17 protein-coding genes are annotated in these 18,774 nt (G+C 34.0%); all 17 read right to left on the bottom strand.

What is annotated here, in order from left to right:
• Nucleotides 1–5: 5 nt before the first annotated feature.
• The 17 genes from yhbY to IAI10_RS01095 all read right to left on the bottom strand — a co-directional run bounded on the left by yhbY (nucleotide 6) and on the right by IAI10_RS01095 (nucleotide 18,772).
• Nucleotides 6–296, bottom strand: coding sequence for a ribosome assembly RNA-binding protein YhbY (yhbY, locus tag IAI10_RS01175; protein ID WP_315671469.1), 291 nt, complete (start codon nucleotides 294–296; stop codon nucleotides 6–8).
• Nucleotides 297–369: 73 nt separating this feature from the next.
• A complete protein-coding gene (gene obgE, locus IAI10_RS01170; RefSeq protein ID WP_315671468.1) occupies nucleotides 370–1,644 on the bottom strand; it encodes a GTPase ObgE in 1,275 nt (424 codons plus the stop codon).
• A 162-nt stretch (nucleotides 1,645–1,806) separates the two neighbouring features.
• Nucleotides 1,807–2,109, bottom strand: coding sequence for a 50S ribosomal protein L27 (rpmA, locus tag IAI10_RS01165; RefSeq protein WP_315671467.1), 303 nt, complete (start codon nucleotides 2,107–2,109; stop codon nucleotides 1,807–1,809).
• A 1-nt stretch (nucleotide 2,110) separates the two neighbouring features.
• Nucleotides 2,111–2,458, bottom strand: coding sequence for a ribosomal-processing cysteine protease Prp (locus IAI10_RS01160; RefSeq protein ID WP_315671466.1), 348 nt, complete (start codon nucleotides 2,456–2,458; stop codon nucleotides 2,111–2,113).
• A gap of 1 nt (nucleotide 2,459) precedes the next feature.
• Nucleotides 2,460–2,774 (bottom strand): 50S ribosomal protein L21, encoded by a 315-nt coding sequence (gene rplU / locus IAI10_RS01155; RefSeq protein ID WP_315671465.1) that lies wholly within the window; start codon nucleotides 2,772–2,774, stop codon nucleotides 2,460–2,462.
• Between the two features lie 118 nt (nucleotides 2,775–2,892).
• Entirely contained in the window at nucleotides 2,893–4,284 is a 1,392-nt protein-coding gene (locus tag IAI10_RS01150) for an Rne/Rng family ribonuclease (protein ID WP_315671576.1), read from the bottom strand.
• A gap of 348 nt (nucleotides 4,285–4,632) precedes the next feature.
• A complete protein-coding gene (locus IAI10_RS01145; RefSeq protein ID WP_315671464.1) occupies nucleotides 4,633–5,337 on the bottom strand; it encodes a TIGR03936 family radical SAM-associated protein in 705 nt (234 codons plus the stop codon).
• A complete protein-coding gene (locus IAI10_RS01140) occupies nucleotides 5,321–7,174 on the bottom strand; it encodes a TIGR03960 family B12-binding radical SAM protein (protein WP_315671463.1) in 1,854 nt (617 codons plus the stop codon). Before IAI10_RS01140 ends, IAI10_RS01145 begins: the two co-directional genes overlap by 17 nt.
• Nucleotides 7,175–7,257: 83 nt before the next feature.
• Nucleotides 7,258–8,100, bottom strand: a complete 843-nt coding sequence (locus IAI10_RS01135; RefSeq protein WP_315671462.1) for a M50 family metallopeptidase — start codon at nucleotides 8,098–8,100, stop codon at nucleotides 7,258–7,260.
• Nucleotides 8,101–8,136: 36 nt separating this feature from the next.
• On the bottom strand, nucleotides 8,137–8,835 hold the full coding sequence (locus IAI10_RS01130; protein WP_315671461.1) for a M23 family metallopeptidase: 699 nt from the start codon (nucleotides 8,833–8,835) through the stop codon (nucleotides 8,137–8,139).
• Nucleotides 8,836–8,964: 129 nt separating this feature from the next.
• Complete coding sequence (gene mgsA, locus IAI10_RS01125; RefSeq protein WP_315671460.1) at nucleotides 8,965–9,342, bottom strand: methylglyoxal synthase; 378 nt, start codon at nucleotides 9,340–9,342, stop codon at nucleotides 8,965–8,967.
• Between the two features lie 25 nt (nucleotides 9,343–9,367).
• Entirely contained in the window at nucleotides 9,368–10,486 is a 1,119-nt protein-coding gene (rodA, locus tag IAI10_RS01120) for a rod shape-determining protein RodA (protein WP_315671459.1), read from the bottom strand.
• A 338-nt stretch (nucleotides 10,487–10,824) separates the two neighbouring features.
• Nucleotides 10,825–11,091, bottom strand: a complete 267-nt coding sequence (gene minE, locus IAI10_RS01115; RefSeq protein ID WP_315671458.1) for a cell division topological specificity factor MinE — start codon at nucleotides 11,089–11,091, stop codon at nucleotides 10,825–10,827.
• A gap of 4 nt (nucleotides 11,092–11,095) precedes the next feature.
• Nucleotides 11,096–11,896: a septum site-determining protein MinD gene (gene minD / locus IAI10_RS01110; RefSeq protein WP_315671457.1), complete on the bottom strand. Its 801-nt coding sequence runs from the start codon at nucleotides 11,894–11,896 to the stop codon at nucleotides 11,096–11,098.
• A 16-nt stretch (nucleotides 11,897–11,912) separates the two neighbouring features.
• On the bottom strand, nucleotides 11,913–12,542 hold the full coding sequence (gene minC, locus IAI10_RS01105) for a septum site-determining protein MinC (RefSeq protein ID WP_315671456.1): 630 nt from the start codon (nucleotides 12,540–12,542) through the stop codon (nucleotides 11,913–11,915).
• Between the two features lie 188 nt (nucleotides 12,543–12,730).
• A complete protein-coding gene (locus tag IAI10_RS01100) occupies nucleotides 12,731–15,583 on the bottom strand; it encodes a penicillin-binding transpeptidase domain-containing protein (RefSeq protein WP_315671455.1) in 2,853 nt (950 codons plus the stop codon).
• Nucleotides 15,584–15,916: 333 nt separating this feature from the next.
• Entirely contained in the window at nucleotides 15,917–18,772 is a 2,856-nt protein-coding gene (locus IAI10_RS01095) for a penicillin-binding transpeptidase domain-containing protein (protein WP_315671454.1), read from the bottom strand.
• Between the last annotated feature and the right edge of the window lie 2 nt (nucleotides 18,773–18,774).

The following is an 18,774-nucleotide window of genomic DNA, read 5'->3' as shown; positions in this document are numbered from 1 at the left end:
TTCCTTTAAGGCAGTTCAATTTTAGGTTTCTTAGCAGATTTTCTATATAAGACAATCTTATTGCCAATTGCTTGAATTCCTTCGCAGCCTAATTCCTCACATATTATGTCACTGGCTTCTCTTGCCTCATATCCGCTATTATTAAGAATCTTAAGCTTTATTATTTCTCTAGCCTCTAATGCATCATCCACCTGTTTTAAAAAGGTTTCTTCTATGCCGCCCTTTCCAATTTGAAATATAGGGTCCATATCATTAGCTAGAGATCTTAAATAACTTCTTTGTTTGCTTGTTATCATCTTTTACCTCGCAATAATATTTTATAGTGTAATGTATAAAAAATATGATGTTTTCTTAAAACACAGCCAATTTTTAAAGTAAGAAATCGAACTCAAAATCATTGAGCCTTACTGTATCTCCATCTTTTATTCCTAACTCTAAAAGCTCATCAAAGATTCCTTTATTCTTAAGTACCTTATGAAAATACTTTAATGAATCCGGCTCATTTACATTAACCGCTGCCAGAAGTCTGTCTACGAAGCTTCCTTCTACAATATAAACATCGTCCTCAACTCTTATATCATAAGTAAATCTCTTTTCTTCAGGTACAAATTTATCTTCTTCCTTAATTTCAAGCTCTGTCACTGGTATGGTACTCAAAAGCTCTGCTGCTGCCTTCATAAGTTCGTCAACACCCTGTCTGCTGGCAGCTGAAATTTTATAAATCTTGTCATACCCCATTTCCTTTAGCTTCTTTTTAAAGTTTTCAAAAACTTCATCATCAAAAAGCATATCAGATTTGTTAGCAGCTACTATCTGAGGTCTATCCCAAAGCTTTACACTGTATTTTTTAAGCTCTTCATTAATTTTAATAAAGTCTTCTACAGCGTCTCTTCCTTCCACACCACTTATATCCACCACATGAATAAGTACTCTGGTTCTTTCTATATGCCTTAAGAAGTCCAAGCCTAAACCTATTCCTTCGGAAGCGCCTTCAATTATACCTGGTATATCAGCTATTACAAAACTTTCTATTCCAGGCATGCTAACCACACCCAAATTAGGCTTCAATGTTGTAAAATGATAATTAGCTATTTTAGGTCTAGCCTTTGAAACCACTGAAAGCAATGTGGATTTACCTACATTAGGGAATCCCATTAAACCTACATCAGCTAAAAGTTTAAGTTCAAGCGTAATATATCTTTCTTCCCCAGGCATACCAGGCTCGGCAAAGCTAGGTGCCTGTCTGGTAGCAGTAGCAAATTTAGCATTTCCTTTTCCGCCTTTTCCACCTTTAGCTACTACAAAGGTTTCTCCTCCATGAGAAAGATCCGCCATTATTTTACCGCTATCAGTATCTTTTACTATGGTGCCTGTTGGTACTTTTATATATAAAGTCTCTCCATCCTTACCATAGCATTTAGAACTAGATCCATTAACTCCTTTTTCAGCCACATACTTTCTTTTATAAGTAAGGTCTATAAGCGTGGTCATATTGCTATCTGCTACTAATACTACGTCTGCTCCTCTTCCACCATCTCCGCCATCAGGTCCTCCTAATGGTACATATTTTTCTCTTCTGAAGGATATTGCACCATTTCCGCCATCTCCAGATTTAACAAATATTTTAGCTCTATCTATAAACAAAGCAATCACCTCTTTTCTTATTATTTCCGCAAATTTGTAATGCTATCATTAAATAAGCTATGTTTTAAATGATTCTAAAACCTGCAGAGGTAAATTAAAACACAGCCATTAAATAAAAATTTTATATTAAGAGTAAAAAAGCACCCTACCGGGTGCCTTTTTTTACTCTGCTAAAACTTCTTCTACATCTACTGGATATACACTTGCTTTTTTCTTATCTTTTCCAACTCTTTCATATCTTACGATACCATCGATCTTAGCGAAAAGAGTGTCATCACTGCCCTTACCAACGTTAGCACCTGGATGAATCTTTGTTCCTCTTTGTCTAACTAGAATGTTTCCAGCTAAAACGAACTGTCCATCAGCAGATTTTACTCCCAATCTCTTGGATTCACTGTCTCTACCGTTTCTAGTACTACCCATTCCTTTTTTATGAGCACATAACTGAAGGTTTATTAGTAACATATCAACGCACCTCCTCTATAAATACTTTTATATATTCACTATAAGTAATTTCTAATCTTTGAAGACCTAATAGCATTGTTTCAAGAAGTACTTGACAACTGCTGATAGCTTCAATTGATAATTCAGATATATCAAGCCTTATATCTCCTTCTTCAGCCACATATGAAGCATCAATTCCAAGCACCTCAGTAACTCCAATTATGGTTACTTGAGCTAGATTGGATACTACTCCGCAAACTAAATCATCGTAAACCATGGTATCACCATCCTGATACTCAGCATGACCATCAACATTGTAACCTATTAGAATTTTAGACTTAATATCTCTTTTAAATTGCACAGTTATCATACTATGCCTCTATCTTCTCAACAACCAACTTAGTGTATGGTTGTCTGTGACCTTGCTTTCTTCTATAATCCTTCTTAGGCTTATATTTGAAAACTATAATCTTCTTTGCCTTTCCTTGAGCAGCAACTTTTGCAACAACCTTTGCGCCTTCTACTGCTGGCTTTCCAACAACAACTTCTCCGTTATCCTTAGATACAACAAGAACATTATCAAGTTCAACTGTGGAGTCAACTTCAGCTTCAAGTTTTTCAACGAAGATAACATCTCCTTCAGAAACCTTGTACTGCTTTCCTCCAGTAACTACTACTGCGTACATTAAAACACCTCCTCAAACCAGTCTCGCCATCTCAGGTACATATAAATATGTTTAAAACCCTATGTGTGCGGTCTACAAATGCCATTCTAACATATATAAATTGCTTTGTAAAGAAAATTTATCCCCTAATTTGATATTTTTCAGCATCTTCCAACTGATTATTAAATATTAAAGGTTTTAATTTAAAATTATCCATGTCATTTATGTATTTAACATATATTCCTTTATTTTCTCCATTTATGCTTTCGATAAATCCATTCTTATCTTCTTCAATATGCATTTTATAGTACTCATTAATGGATATTAAAATATTATTGATACCTTCAGCTTCCATCTTTAATACTTCATTTCTGATAAGCATGCATATATAACTAAATTTTAATTTTCTTCCTTTTCCTTCACATTGACTGCAGTTTTCTTCTATGTATTCTGATATGTTTTTTCCTCTTCTTCTTCTAGCTATCTGAATTAATCCAAGCTCCGTAAATGGAAATATCACCGTTTTATTCTTATCTCCAGAAAAACCGTTTCTTATAACTTCAATAACCTTTGATTTGTTTTCTTCAAGATGCATATCAACAAAATCTATAACTATTATTCCGCTTAAATTTCTAAGCCTTATCTGCCTTGCTGCTTCAGCCGCAGCTTCCATATTAGTACAGAAAGCTGTCTTTTCAAGCTGTGAAGGTGACACATTTTTTCCGCTGTTTACATCTATAACATACATAGCTTCTGTCTTATCAATTATTATATAGCCGCCGCATTTTAAATTTACTCTGCTGCTTCTAAGATGAAGTATTTGCTTTTCTATATTTTCTAAGTCAAAAAGAGAGCAGTGTCCATCATAATACTTTACTTCCGATATTATATCTGCCTTATCTTCTATAAATTCCATTACTTTTTCATAGTCCTTCTGGCTATCTAAAACTATTCTTTTTGTAGAAGCATCCACATTATCTCTTAGAGTTCTTAAGAGAACTCCTCCTGCATCGTAAAGAAGCTCGGGCTTTATAGAATACTTCGCCTTTGCAGTTATTTTTTTATAGGCAGCATACAATTCATCTATTTCTTTGTTTATATCCTCCACATTGATTGATTGAGCATTTGTCCTTATTTTTATACCTATTTCTTCTGGCTTATTTATATTGCTTAATATATATTTTTTGAAGTCCTCATCATATATTTTGCTGGAAAAACTTACAAAGTTATTATCTGTCATGATTACACAATATCTTCCTGGTATAGTGAAGGCGGTAGTAATCTTTGCGCCTTTATCCCCTAGTTCTTCTTTTACCACTTCTACTATAACTTCATCATTCTTCCTTATATTTTTTTTCTCATACTTTCCTTCCATATACAAAAAAGCATTCTTTTCAAGTCCAATGTCTACAAAAGCACCTTTAATAGCGGGAACTATATTCTTTATTACTCCTTTATACACTTGTCCAGGATAGGGATTTTTCTCCTCTTCTTCCAAAAAACAATCCACAAGTATACCATTTTCTTTTATAGCTATTCTCAGTATTTCTTCTCTTCTCTCTATAAAAAGTTCTTTAATTGTAAATCGCCCCCTATAAGGGGATGTCGCAAAAATATCATTAATTTTAAGATAATAAGATACGCTTAGTAAGCGATAAATTTCATTTAAGAAGTAAGAATTAAAAAATTAATAGTTAGTGAGGAAATCGCTCTTTATGAACCGATTTCTTTGAACTATAAGTTTATAAAAAATTCAGCAAGTCTGAATTTTTACCTTCACTTTTAATTCTTACTTTTTAATCATTAATTTGTTCTCATCTATTTCTCTTTAAAATAACTTTATCTTCATTGTGCGACAGCCCTTTAAATTTCAAAACTTCTAATTAAAATATTTATATATAGGTACCATTTTTCCTTTTTTTTCTGCAAGCATTTCTTTTCTTTCCATGTTTACAAAGGCATTTTTAAATCCTTCACCTTTGCTTATTATAAAGCTACTCAAAAGTTCTGCTGAAAGATTTTCTCTGCTTCCACAGCTTATTACTGCAGCTATCTTTATATTCTCTTCCGAAACATAGTATTCAAATTTTTTAACCATAGGCTTTATATCAATAAGCTTTTCGCCTTTTTTGCTCTTCTTTAAAGTTTCCCAAGTTTCTTCCTTCATCAATCTCTCAATGCTTTCAGCTGCAGCCTTACTATCTTCTGTTTTGATAGTTATCTCGTATTCCGCTGCATCAATCAGCGCCATAACTTGAGGAATCTTTTTTTCTTGAGAAGGGGGCTGAATCACCTTAACTGCCTCAATAAACCTTATACCTCTTGGCGCATTTTCATTTAGGGAAGCTATAATAGCTTTTTCATCAACTTCCTCAGTAAATACCACATCCATATATTCTCCTTGGGAGTACATACCTACTGACAAAGGCTGAGCTATGGACATGTTCATGTGAGGATTGAAGCCTTGAGAGTATTCCACAGGCAGTCCTGCTCTTCTCACCACTCTCTGAGCCGTTCTCATAACATCTAAGTGAGAAATAAATTTTATTTCATTTTCCTTGGTAAATTTAATTACATATCGCACCCTGGAAGCACTTCCCTTCTTTAAAGTTTACATTTATGCCGCAGTTTTTGCATCCTTGTCTGCAATCAGGTGTAAGCTCTGCATTTTTTGCTTTCTCATTTTCATCTATTAGAAATGTCTTATTTACACCTACGTCAATAAAATCCCAAGGCAATATTTCACTATATTCTCTGCTTCTATAAGCATAAAAATCTCCATCAACATTGCACTCTTTAAAAGCTTCCATCCATATATCAAAGCTGAAATATTCAGACCAACCATCGAACTTAGCACCTTTTTCATGCGCCTTTATTAAAACATCGCATATCCTTCTATCTCCTCTAGCCACAGCAGCTTCAAGATAGCTAACTAGAGATTCATGCCAATTGTAAGTAAGATTTCTGCTCTTAACATTTTTTCTAACTGCATTTATCTTTTCTCTTACTGCTTCCATTCTGTCCTGAGGTGCCCATTGGAAAGGAGTGAAGGGTTTTGGAACAAATATGGATGTACTCATGGTAACCTTAAGTCCCTTATTTCTTTTTTCCTTAGGCACCTTATAGTATTCATCTACAACCTTTTGTCCAAGTTCTGCTATGCCTACCACATCTTCGATAGTTTCATAAGGAAGTCCAAGCATGAAATAAAGCTTAATAGTTGACCAGCCTGCTTGAAAAGCATCCCTTACAGAATCAATTAAATTCTCTTCTGTTACGCATTTATTTATTATGTCTCTCATCCTTTGGCTTCCGGCTTCAGGCGCAAAAGTAAGCCCTGTCTTTCTGACCTTTTGAATTTCATTTATGAGATCCACAGAAAAAGAATCTATTCTTATAGAAGGAAGAGAAACCCCTACTTTTTCTTCCTTATGCTTCTCCATAAGCGAAAGCACTAGATTTTTTATATCTGAATAATCGCATATGCTTAAAGAAGTAAGAGATATTTCCTCATAACCTGTGTTCTTAAGCAAAGTATCTGCCTGTTCCATAAGCTTATCTGAAGCTTTTTCTCTTACAGGTCTATATATCATTCCGGCCTGACAGAATCTGCAGCCTCTTGTACATCCTCTGAAGGTTTCCAGCATTATTCTGTCATGAACTATCTCTGTATAAGGTACTATCATATCCTCAGGATATACTGCATCATTCAGATTAGGAATGAATCTTTTAGTTACCTTTTCTGGAACATCCTCATATTTAGGCTTAAAGGATTTTATTGTATTATCTTCATTGTAATCTACTTCGTATAATGAAGGTACATAAACACCCTTTATGTGTGATGCCTCTCTTAAAAATTCCTTTTTGCTCTTCCTTCCTTTAAAGCTTTTGTAAAGATCCATCACTTCATTTAAAGCTTCTTCTCCTTCTCCAAGCTGGAATAAATCAGCTATATCATAAAGGGGTTCAGGATTATAAGAACAGGGACCTCCGCAAATTACAATAGGATCTTCTTCTCTTCTTTCTGAAGCTCTTAATGGAATATTGGCCATGGAAAGCATATTCAATATATTAGTGTAACTCATTTCATATTGAAGAGTGAAGCCTACAAAATCAAACTCAGAAAGCGGGTCCTTACTTTCCAAAGCATAAAGAGATATATCATTATCTCTCATTTCTTTCTCCATATCCGGCCAAGGTGCAAAACATCTCTCACAATAGGTGTCTTCTCTCAAATTTAATATGTGATAAAGTATTTTCATTCCTAAATGAGACATTCCAACCTCGTAAACATCTGGGAAACAAAATGCAAATCTTATATCTACCGAATTTTTATCCTTTACTACACTGTTTAATTCACCGCCTATATATCTAGCTGGTTTTTCAACCTTAAAAAGTATATCATCGTTAACTCGTTTCATCCTTATAATTCTCCATTCTTGGTATGATGTCATAAAACTATATACATTCTAGCATAGTAACTGCTAGTCAACAAGGCTATTTTCTAATGATCTTCCAGTAACTCCTCCATGGTTATATTGCCATATTCCTTAAGAGCGGCTAGCAATTCTTCTTCATAAACCACATCAAGCACTCTCATCTCATCATCTAATACTACAAATACATTATACTTGTTTTTATCCACAATACTAAGTATATCCAATAATTGGCTTTTATAATGTACAGACAAGCTTCGATTTTCTATATATTTTTTTTGAAGAAATTTTCTCTTTTTTCTAGCTATGTCCGCCATAATAATATACACAATCCTTTCCTTTTCTTTATAGGAGGATATAATTATAAATGCCGCCATTATGCAGGTATTATAATCAAAAACCTTTAAAAAAAGCAAAAAAATAAAGATGCCTAAAAAAAAGTATCCTAATATTATGCTTACTATTACGGTTATCTCATTAGCTCTTCTATAAATATACCTAGTGCTTAAAAAATCTCTTAAAATTCTTCCCCCATCTAAAGGGAAAGCCGGTATCAAATTAAATATTCCTAGCGAAAGATTGCTTTTAATTAAGGCATCAATCATATGGCTGTCATTCACCTGACTTACCAAATAACATAAGCCTGCCAGGAATAAATTGAAAAGGGGCCCAGCGATGGATATGATAAAATCTTCTATAGGCTCGGCCTCATCTAAATCCTTTAGTTTTAGTACAGCTCCGATAGGAAGTATTCGAACATCAAACCCTGAATAACCAAAAGCTACTGCAGTAAAATAGTGCGCAATTTCATGAAGAAAGACTAACATAAAAGAAATAATAAGTTCGCCTTTGAATCCAATAAATATGAGCAAGATAACATAAGGAATAAAAAATCTATTAAGTTTTACCATTCGCCACTCCTAAATATTGCTGTTTAACTAATTGGTTTAAAAATTGAAATATTCCTTTGGATCTCTCTCTTCACCCATATAAAGAAATTTAAAATATATTTGAGATGAACTGCCGAGAGTATCTCCTTTCTTTAACTTCTGCCCCTTCTTAACACTTACATTTTCAAGAGAATAATATTGTGTTTCTATGCCATCACCATGATCCACAGAAACATAATTTCCAAGCTTAGAATCATTGCCCACACTTTCTACAGTTCCATCAAAACAGCACTTAACATCGGTTTTTTTATCTGAACTTACCTTGGCACCCTTTGAATCGCTTGCTAATATCTTTCCCTGCACTGGAGGTACATAATTTTGCTTCACTTTTTCTTCCAGAGATATTCCTAGTCCCATATTCATTTTGAATTTATCTATATAGTCTTCTAATTCACTTTCTACAGAATTAGGATCAAAAGTTATTATTTTATTATATATCTCATCATAGTTATAGCTGCGGTTTACCTGCTGTTTTAAGTATGTATATATCATTGAAGTCTGGGGATTCTTATAAAATTTACATATCAAAACTATAAATATTAAAATAAGCACTCCTGCCAGTTCCTGCAATATCCTTTTAACAAATATATTTTTACTAAAGTTGTTTCTATCCCGTCTAATATTTTTTTTAGCATATCCATTTCTTTTCATCATGGATGAGTAATAATTTTCGTATTGAGAATCATAATTTCCCATATTTAAGCTGCCTCCTTAGTTTTTTATTTCACCATAAAATATATTAAGCTAAGGAAACAAATATGATAAAAGCCCTAATATATTAATGAATATATTAGAGCTTTTCTGTAATTGATTTTCTATAAAATATCAGTTTTGTTTTCTTGCTGTTAGAGCTTTTACAAATACTTCTGCAGAACCTAAATTAGTTGCAAGCGGAACGCAGTGTACATCGCATATTCTTAATAAAGCAGTAACATCTGGTTCATGAGGCTGAGCAGTTAATGGATCCCTTAGGAAAATAACAAAATCCATCAAACCTTCTGCGATTTTTGCTCCTATCTGCTGATCTCCTCCTAATGGACCCGATAAAAATCTGTGAACCTCAAGTCCTGTAGCTTTTGATATTAAGGTTCCAGTGGTTCCAGTAGCGAACAATTCATGTTCCTTAAATACATCCACATATCTCTTCACAAAATCAATCATATCTTCTTTTTTCTTGTCATGAGCTATTAAAGCAACCTTCATCCTATTTCCCCCTATGTATAATCATTTATATAAAGTTAATTTTTTTGCTTCTCATACCAATATTCATAATCAAGCCTAGAGCTATAAAATTACTTAGCATTGAGCTTCCGCCGGAACTCATAAAAGGCAATGTTATACCGGTTATAGGCATAACTCCTATGGTCATTCCTATGTTTTCAATTATAGAAAACAATAGTGAAGAAAAAACTCCTATACATACTAAGCTTCCAAACAAATCCTTGCTCTTCTTGGAGGCTCTGATTATCTGAGCTAAAAGAAGGAAGTACAAAAATAAAAGAACAGTTCCTCCTATAAAGCCCCACTTCTCACCTACCATGGCAAATATAAAATCTGTATTATTCTCAGGAACAAACTGAGCCACAAAACCAGACATGGCCTTAGTGCCTGTTTTTACTCCGTTACCAAAGATTCCACCTGAACCAATACCTGTCATGGATTGAATAAGCTGAAGCCCAGCTCCAAGCTGATCACTTTCTGGATGAAGAAAAATCGTAAGTCTTTTCTTCCAGTATGCCTCCATCAAACTTGAATTCCAAAGCACTGCCACTAGTGCTACTAAAGCTGTTATTCCACCAAATATTATTCTTAAATCCAATCCTGCTATAAAAAATATACCTAATACTATAAAAAATGAAACCATGGTCATTCCCATATCTGGCTGAATTACTATAAGTCCCATAGGTATTATGGCATAGAAGGCAAGTATGAAAAAATTCTTTATATTATTTATCTTTCCTTCCATATCATCAAGTTTCTTTGCCAGCATCATTATCATAGCAACCTTAGCAAATTCAGAAGGCTGAAGAGCTCTGCTTCCAATTCCTATCCATCCCCTAGCACCATTTACTACATTACCAAACAAATCAACATATATTAATAATAATATATTAGCCCAATAAAATATGGGTGTAATTCTCATAATAGTTGAGGAATCTATAAGCAATATAGCGTACAAAAACAAAAGAGATATAAGTAACCAGGCAATCTGTAGTTTTACAGCTGAGCCTCCTACAGCAGCATATATATTCAAACATCCAAAACCAACTATCAATATAGCTATAAAAAGTATTCCAAAATTAATGTTCCGTAAAAATTTTCTTTCTAAGATAAGCTTTTGAAGCATGTCCTTCCCTCCAGTATTAATGTCCTACCATAAAATTATATCAATATATACGAATAAATACCATGATGAGTTTTATTTTGCTCAAGTTTTTTCTACACATTTCAAGTAAGTATTGTTACATATAGATAAATATTCTTGGAAATATACTATTTTACTAAGGGACAATGTAAATTTTAGTATAAAAATGATGCTAAAAACTTTACGTCTTCAAATCGGGACAGTTCTCGGCTACGAAGCTTTGGCTTCTCACAGAGAACTGTCCCGATTAAAAAATTGGATATTGTCTTTTCTAAAATTAAGCCTTTGAAAACAAAAGCGAGTAGTTTTTTAGTCCCAAACTACCTATTAATTTTCCTTATAGGAATATTAGCCACTAATGCTGGGAAGTTTCCTTCTGCTTCATCAGTTCTGGTTAAAGCTATCTCTACTTCAGAATTATCTATTTCCACATACTTGGAAATAACCTGAAGTATCTCTCCTCTTATTTTGTCTACAATTTCTGGTGATATGGTAGCCCTATCATGAATTAATATAAGTCTTAACCTGTCCTTAGCAACATCCTTTGATGAGGTTTTACCGATACCAAATACTTTTAAAAGATCCATGACTCTACCCCCCTATTTTAAATAGCTTTTTCAGTGAGTTTATTATTCCTCCACTTTCTCCCTCTAAGTTTAAAAGCGGAACTTCTTCTCCTAAAATCCTTTTTGCAATATTCTTAAAAGCTTGTCCAGCTAAAGCTTTGTCATCTAAAACTATAGGTTCTCCTTTATTAGTTGATACTGTTATATTTCTATCATCTGGAACTACCCCAATAAGCTTTATAGAAAGTGTATCAATTATGTCGCTGATATTAAGCATGTCTCCCTTTTTAACCATATCAATATTCAACCTATTAATTAAAAGTTCATGCCTGTCCAAACCTTTTGCATCCAGTTTTCCTATTACTCTATCAGCATCTCTTACAGAAGTAACTTCAGGATTTACTACAACAATAGCTCTGTCAGCTCCAACCACTGCATTTTCAAAACCTTGCTCTATACCAGCAGGACAATCTAATATAACATAGTCAAATTCCTCTTTAAGCTCTAAAACTAATTCTTTCATAGCTTCTGTACTTATATCATTCTTGTCCCTAGTCTGTGCTGTAGGAAGCATAAAAAGACTATTTAGTCTCTTATCCTTTATAAGAGCCTGTTTAAGCTTACATCTTTCTTCAATTACATCTATTAATGTAAACACTATCCTGTTTTCCAATCCCATAAGTACATCTAAATTTCTTAATCCTGTATCTCCGTCTACTACAACCACCTTTTTTCCCATAGATGCAAGAGCTGTACCTATGTTGGCTGTAGTAGTGGTTTTCCCAACTCCGCCTTTACCTGATGTAATAACAATAGCTTCTCCCATTTTATTCCTCCTGTAATTATAAGTATTTATTTAATAAATACGGTTCAACCACTATGGAACCATCTTTAATTTTTGCCACTTCTGGATACTGAGGTTTTTCATTATCCTCAGGGGATCTTGTTATAAGCTTATCTATTTGAAGTATCTCCGGCTGAAGAGCAAAAGCTGCAACTATAGCTTTATCACTGCCTCCCATTCCTGCCGATACATGACCTCTAAGTTGTCCAAGCACAATGACATTACCTAAAGCATATACTTCAGCTCCAGGATTAACATCTCCAATTATAACTATGTTCCCAGCATACTCTATTCTCTGACCGCTTCTTATGGTTTTTCTTAAAAATTTTGTTTTTCCTTCATATACACCGCTAAAAGCCTTACCTGTCTTTTCTTCCACTTCTTGAAAAATACATTCCTTAATCTGAAACTCATTAAGCAGCAGTTCTTTAAGTCTTGTACTATCTTTTTCATTAATATATTTAAGTTCTGCGGTAATTTTAAGACTTGATCCTTTATAAAATCTTTTTCCCCTAGACAGCTTTTCTACAAGAGCTCCTAGCATATCATCAAAGTCTTTAAATTTATCCATATTTATTACTGCGTTTAGTCCTTCTTTGTTACCTTTTATCAATATTCCGTCTTCCATAGCACAAACCTCCACAAAGAACAATAAGCACTAATACTATTTCAACATATGTATATAAAATTCCTTCTTATTTTTAATAATTATAAATAAAATATTTAAATTAATTTTACCACAAAAGCAAACACCTCTAAAAGGTATAAAATATACCAAAAGAGGTGTTTAAAAATCAACATCCTTTAAAAGATAGCCTATTTATTTTTTATATCCACATTGTATTGAAATTGATAGTTTGGATTTGCTTTAAGTATATCATCCTTTAGATATTGCTCATATATGGCCTTTGCCACTGGTGCTGCATAGCCACCATGTCCTCCATCAAATATTACTACACTCACAGCAATTTTAGGATTATTAGCCGGTGCAAAGCCTATATATACTCCATAGGAACTTCTTCCTACTCTTTCTTGCCCTCCATTATCTGAATAGGTTGCCGATCCAGTTTTTCCTGCAGTTTGGATTGGAAAATTATCGAAAGCTTTAGCTGCAGTCCCCCCTTCATCTGTTACCTTTTTCATTGCATCTTTTATAGTTGATATTGTAGTATCACTAAGCTGGGCCTTATCCATAATCTCTGGTTTTGTCTCATCTAACACATTTTCTTGAGAATCAGTTATTTTATCCACCAAATGCACTTTATATCTGGTTCCCCCATTTGCTAGTGTAGCCGCATAATTAGCTAGCTGCAGCACTGTAAACTGATTAGTTCCCTGCCCTATTGAAGCTTGATATACGTTCCCTGGGCTTAGAACCTGTGTCATAATTTCGTTAGATATGAAACCCGCCGTAGCCTCTGTCATGTATTTTGCATCGTCGCTCTTATATTTTGCCTTTTCTCCATCTGGAAGGGCAGCTATCAAATTTTTGTACATGGGCAAAAGATCTGCTTTAAGTCCGTTATATATTTCAGCTTTGTTAGTTTTATTGGTTATATAATAAGAAATCTTATTTTTTATAACTTTCTTAGCATCCCCTAAAGCGTCACTGTCGCTATCCTTTGCTGATATATCTAATGGAGTGAACTTTACAGTTAATCCACCGCCAGATTGGTAAAGTCCTTTATTGAACATCTCTGCTAATTTGAACTTATAATAATAAGCCTGTAGTGATCTGTTATAGCTGTCATTGTAAGTATCACCGAAGGCCTCTGAGATTTCAATTCCAGTTCCCTTCTTTGCCTTGGAAGCTGGATTCGCTCCCAATCCAAATCTCCAGGCATATTTCGCAAGCAAATTTAATCCTCCCTTTTTATATAACCTATCTCCCATCTCAAAAAAGAATACATTATCAGAAACTGTCATGGCCTGAACTATGTTTTCTATTCCCTGCCCCTGGTGATATTCGGTATAACCTTCACTATAGCCTGTAAAATTATTTTTACTGAATATACCTGTGCTGTTATAGGTTTCAGTTGGCGTTACTAATCCTTCTGTGAGAACTGCAGCTGCAGTGACTGGTTTAAAAGTGGATCCCGGTGGCACTGGATAAGAGGTAGCATAATTAAAAAATGGCTTGGGATATATATCATAATAATCTTTCCTAGTACCATCACTATTTTTAGGAAATAAATCATCTACTGTTACTTTAAGATTGTGCTTATTAATATAGTCCTTTGCGAAGGCTTCATAATCTGGATTAAATAGCTGATTATAAAGGCTTGTAGTAAGCTTTCCCGGCACAGAGAATATATTTGGATCGTAACTTGGATAGGATGCCATGGCAAGTATAGCTCCAGTGTTTGGATCAGTGGCTACCACCGCACCTCTCGTAGCATTTGCTGAGCTAGTAAATCCATCATAGTAAGGATCCGTCTGCAAAAATTTCATAGTATCCTCTAAAGACTGCTCCGCTACCTTTTGAAGGCTTGCATCTATAGTAGTAGTTAAGTTCTGACCCGGTGATGCAGTTTGCTTAAAAAGCTCATCAGTAGCTCGTCCTTGGTTGTTAACCTTTACCATGGACTCCCCTTTGTTTCCCTTTAGTCGTGCTTCATAGGCGCTTTCAAGTCCAGCCATTCCTATATAGTCAGCACTTGCATCATAGCCCTTTTCTTCATACTTCTCTTGACTGGAAGAATTTATTTTAGATATGTATCCAATAAAATTTGCACCTAAGGAGCCCTGAGGATAATATCTTATAGGCTGCATACTTACAGTTATGCCGGGAAGTCTGCTTTGCTGCTCCTGAAAAAGAAAGGCTGTGCTCTTATCTATATTTGAAGATATAACTACAGGCTTATAGCCAGAAAAGCTTTGTATATATATTTTATGCTTTACAATCATATATCTTCTTATTTCATCCTCTGAGTATTTTTTTAGCAGCATTTTTGTTATATCAGCATCAGTAAGCTTTTCAGACGCTTTTTTATTAGTTGGTCCAAATATATTTTCTTCATTTTTAATTATATTTTTATATTCATCATCACTAAGCTTCAGCAGCTTGTAAAGGTCATATTTAAATACTAAATAGTCAAAAACCTGTTCAGGATTTATTTTCATAAGCTCGGCATTAATTATGTTAACCTCATCATCATTTAAATCATTATTGCCCTTTTCAGGAAAATATTTATTTCTAAGTGCATCTCCAAGACCTATATCTTTTTTAAACTGAAGCTCCTGAGACTTCCTGCCATCTTCCGTGGTAGATGTGAATTCAAATCTAAAAGGATTGGTCTTCACAGGAAAATCATCCAATATTTCTTCTTTAGAAGTAGTTCCATCATCATTTGTTTTTTCACTGTTGTCTAAATAGGAAAATACCTGTTTAAAGGTATCAAAAAATTTTTTCTCACTTTCATCAGTTTTCATATACTGTAAGTCATAGCTTTGCTTATTAGATGCTAATTCAATACCGTTTCTGTCGTAAATTTTACCTCTGGGTGCAGCTTCTGGAATAAGTTTTACAGATTGGTTGCTTACTCTGCTTCTATATTCATCAGCATCTACTATTTGAAGATATGATAATCTTACACCTAATGATGAAAAAAGTAATGCCATAATAATTATAAGTGCTGTATATCTGTTAAATATATTTTTCTTTCTCATAGCCCCTTTTAATCCTCCCAAACACTTCTATATTTATATATTACCATATACGTAAATATTATACATATGGTTTATATTTTTTATAAACTATGTATTTTATTACCATTATTCTTGATTTTTTAATAAATTATTTTACCAAATATAAAAATGTACATTCATACAGAATAGAGTGAAAGAACAAAAAGTGGCTCCCAGCAATGTCATCCTTCAGAGAATAGTTCCATTGATTCAACTATATAGCTAGATATATAGTTATATAGTTTTCTATACATTAAAAAAAGACACCATATATAATGAGCTTCCTCATATCTATATAGTGTCCTTAATAAATCTTTATTTATTCTTTATATCTGAACTATATTTAAATTGATAATCCGGCTTAATTTTCAATATGTCATCCTTTAAATATTCCTCATACATAGCTTTAGCTACTGGAGCAACATAGCCTCCGTGACCACCATCAAATATAACTACGCTTATGGCAATCTTAGGATTATCTGCAGGAGCGAATCCAATATATACACCGTAGGAACTTCTTCCTACAGATTCCTGAACACCATTGCCTTGATAGGTTGCAGATCCAGTTTTACCCGCTGTCTGAATAGGAAAATTATCAAATACAGTAGCTGCAGTACCTCCCTCATCAGTAACCTTCTTCATGGCTTCCTTTATCGTGCTCATGGTTTCAGCACTAAGATTCAATTTATCCTCTACTTCCGGCTTAGTCTGCTCTACTACATTGCCATTAGCATCTGTAATCTTATCTACTAAATGAGCCTTATATCTAGTACCGCCATTGGCAAGAGTAGCTACATAATTTGCCATCTGCACCACAGTAAACTGATTAGTACCTTGTCCTATGGAAGCATTATATACATTTCCCGGGCTTAATATCTGAGTCATCACATCATTAGCTATATAGCTTGCAGCAGCCTCAGTCATATTTTTCGCATCGCTGCTGTTATATTTAGACTTCTGATTATCTGGCAGTGCTGCAATAAGATTATTAAACATTGGTAACAGATCACTCTTAAGTCCTTTATATATCTCTACCTTATTGGATTTATTATTTATATAATAAGCTATCTTATCCTTTATAACCTTTTTAGCATCTGCTAAAGCATCACTGTCATTATCATTTGAACTTATATCAAGTGGAGTAAATTTAACAGTAAAACCTCCTCCAGATTGGTAAAGACCTTTTTTAAATATATCCGATAAATCAAATCTATAGTAATAGGATTGAAGCTGCCTATTATAAGTATCATTATAAGTTTGACCAAAAGCTTCGCTGATTTCTAGTCCTGTTCCTTTTTTAGCATTAGAAGTTGGATCAGAACCCAAACCAAATTTCCAAGCATACTTTGCTAATAAATTCAAGCCTCCTCTATTGTAGAGCCTATCTCCCATTTCAAAAAAGAATGGGTTATCAGATATCATCATAGCATGAATTATATTTTCCACACCTGCTCCATATCCATTTTCATTATAGGTTTCGCTATAGCCAGTAAACCCATTTTTACTAAATATACCTGTACTGTTGTAATTTTCTGTTGGGGTAACTACTCCTTCTGTGAGTGCTGCTGCAGAAGTAACAGGCTTAAAGGTAGATCCTGGAGGCACTGGATAGGAAGTGGCATAATTAAATAATGATTTTGGATATATATCATACTTATCACTTCTTGTCCCATCGGCATTTTTAGGGAAAAGGTCATCCACTGTAACCTTTAACCCGTTCTTTGCAATATAATTTTTTGCAAAAGTCTCATAGTCAGGATTAAAAAGTTCATTATACATGCTGGTCGTAAGCTTTCCAGGCACTGAAAATATATTAGGATCATAGCTTGGGTAAGATGCCATAGCCAGTATCGCTCCAGTGTTAGGATCAGAGGCTACCACTGCTCCTCTTGTAGCATTGGCAGAACTTGTATGACCATCATAATTTAAGTTTTTCTGCAATTCTACCATTGTATCCCTAAGGGAGTCCTCCGCCACCTTCTGAAGATTTGCATCTATAGTTAAAGTAAGATTCTGCCCTGGGGAAGCATCCTGACTAAACAACTCCTCGGTAGCTCTTCCTTCTTTATTTACTTTTACTATGGAACCACCCTTAGTTCCCTTTAACTTATCCTCATAGGCACTTTCAAGTCCTGACATGCCTATATAATCCGTACTTGAATCGTAACCTTTTTCTTCATATTTCTCTTGGTTAGAAGAACCTATTTTAGAAATATAACCTATGAAATTAGAACCTAGTGATCCCTGAGGGTAGTATCTTATCGGCTGCATACTTACGCTTATTCCTGGAAGCTTGCTCTGTTCCTGCTCAAAAAGAAAGGCGGTATTTTTTTCTATATTTGAAGCAACAACTACAGGCTTGTACCCAGAAAAGCTCTGCAAATATACCTTATTTTTTATTACCATATATCTTCTGATTTCATCTAAAGAATATTTTTGAGTTAACATTTTAGTTATATCCGCATCATTAAGCTTATTTTTAGCCTTTGAATTTTTAGGTCCAAATATGTTTTCTTCATTATTCACTATATTTTTATTTTCTGTATCACTAAGTCCAAGCATTTTGTATAAATCATATTTAAAAACCAAATAATCAAACACCTGCTCAGGTGTTATTTTCATAAGCTGAGAATTTATATTTTTTAGCTGGCTGTCATTTAAATCATTGTTTGTATTAGCTTTTGGATAATACTTATTTCTCAAGGCATCTCCTAGCCCTATGTCTTTCTTGAACTGAAGCTCCTGAGATGCTTTTCCATCATCCGTAGTGGCAGTAAATTCAAATCTAAAGGGATTTACCTTTAGAGGAAAATCGTCATAGATTGTTTCCTTAGAAGTAGTTCCATCATCATTGGTTTTTGTACTGCTGTCAATGTACGAAAATACCTGCTTAAAGGTAGTAAAAAACTGAGCTTCGCTTTCATCTGTCTTCATATACTCTAAGTCATAGCTCTGTTTATTTGATGCAAGTTCTACACCATTTCTATCATATATTTTGCCTCTTGGAGCAGCTTCCGGTATTGATTTTATAGATTGATTATTAACCTTATCCTTATAGCTTTCTGCATTAACTATCTGAAGATAGGAAAGCCTTACTCCAAGCAGTGAAAAAATCAAAGTCATAATAACTATTAATGAAGTATACCTATTAAATATAGTTCTTTTTTTCATAT

Origin of the sequence: Clostridium sp. 19966 (assembly GCF_032335695.1) — a bacterium.
Taxonomy (GTDB): domain Bacteria; phylum Bacillota; class Clostridia; order Clostridiales; family Clostridiaceae; genus JACTOJ01.
Note: the sequence above shows the minus strand (reverse complement) of the source record. Positions and strands in the feature narration are given on the sequence as shown.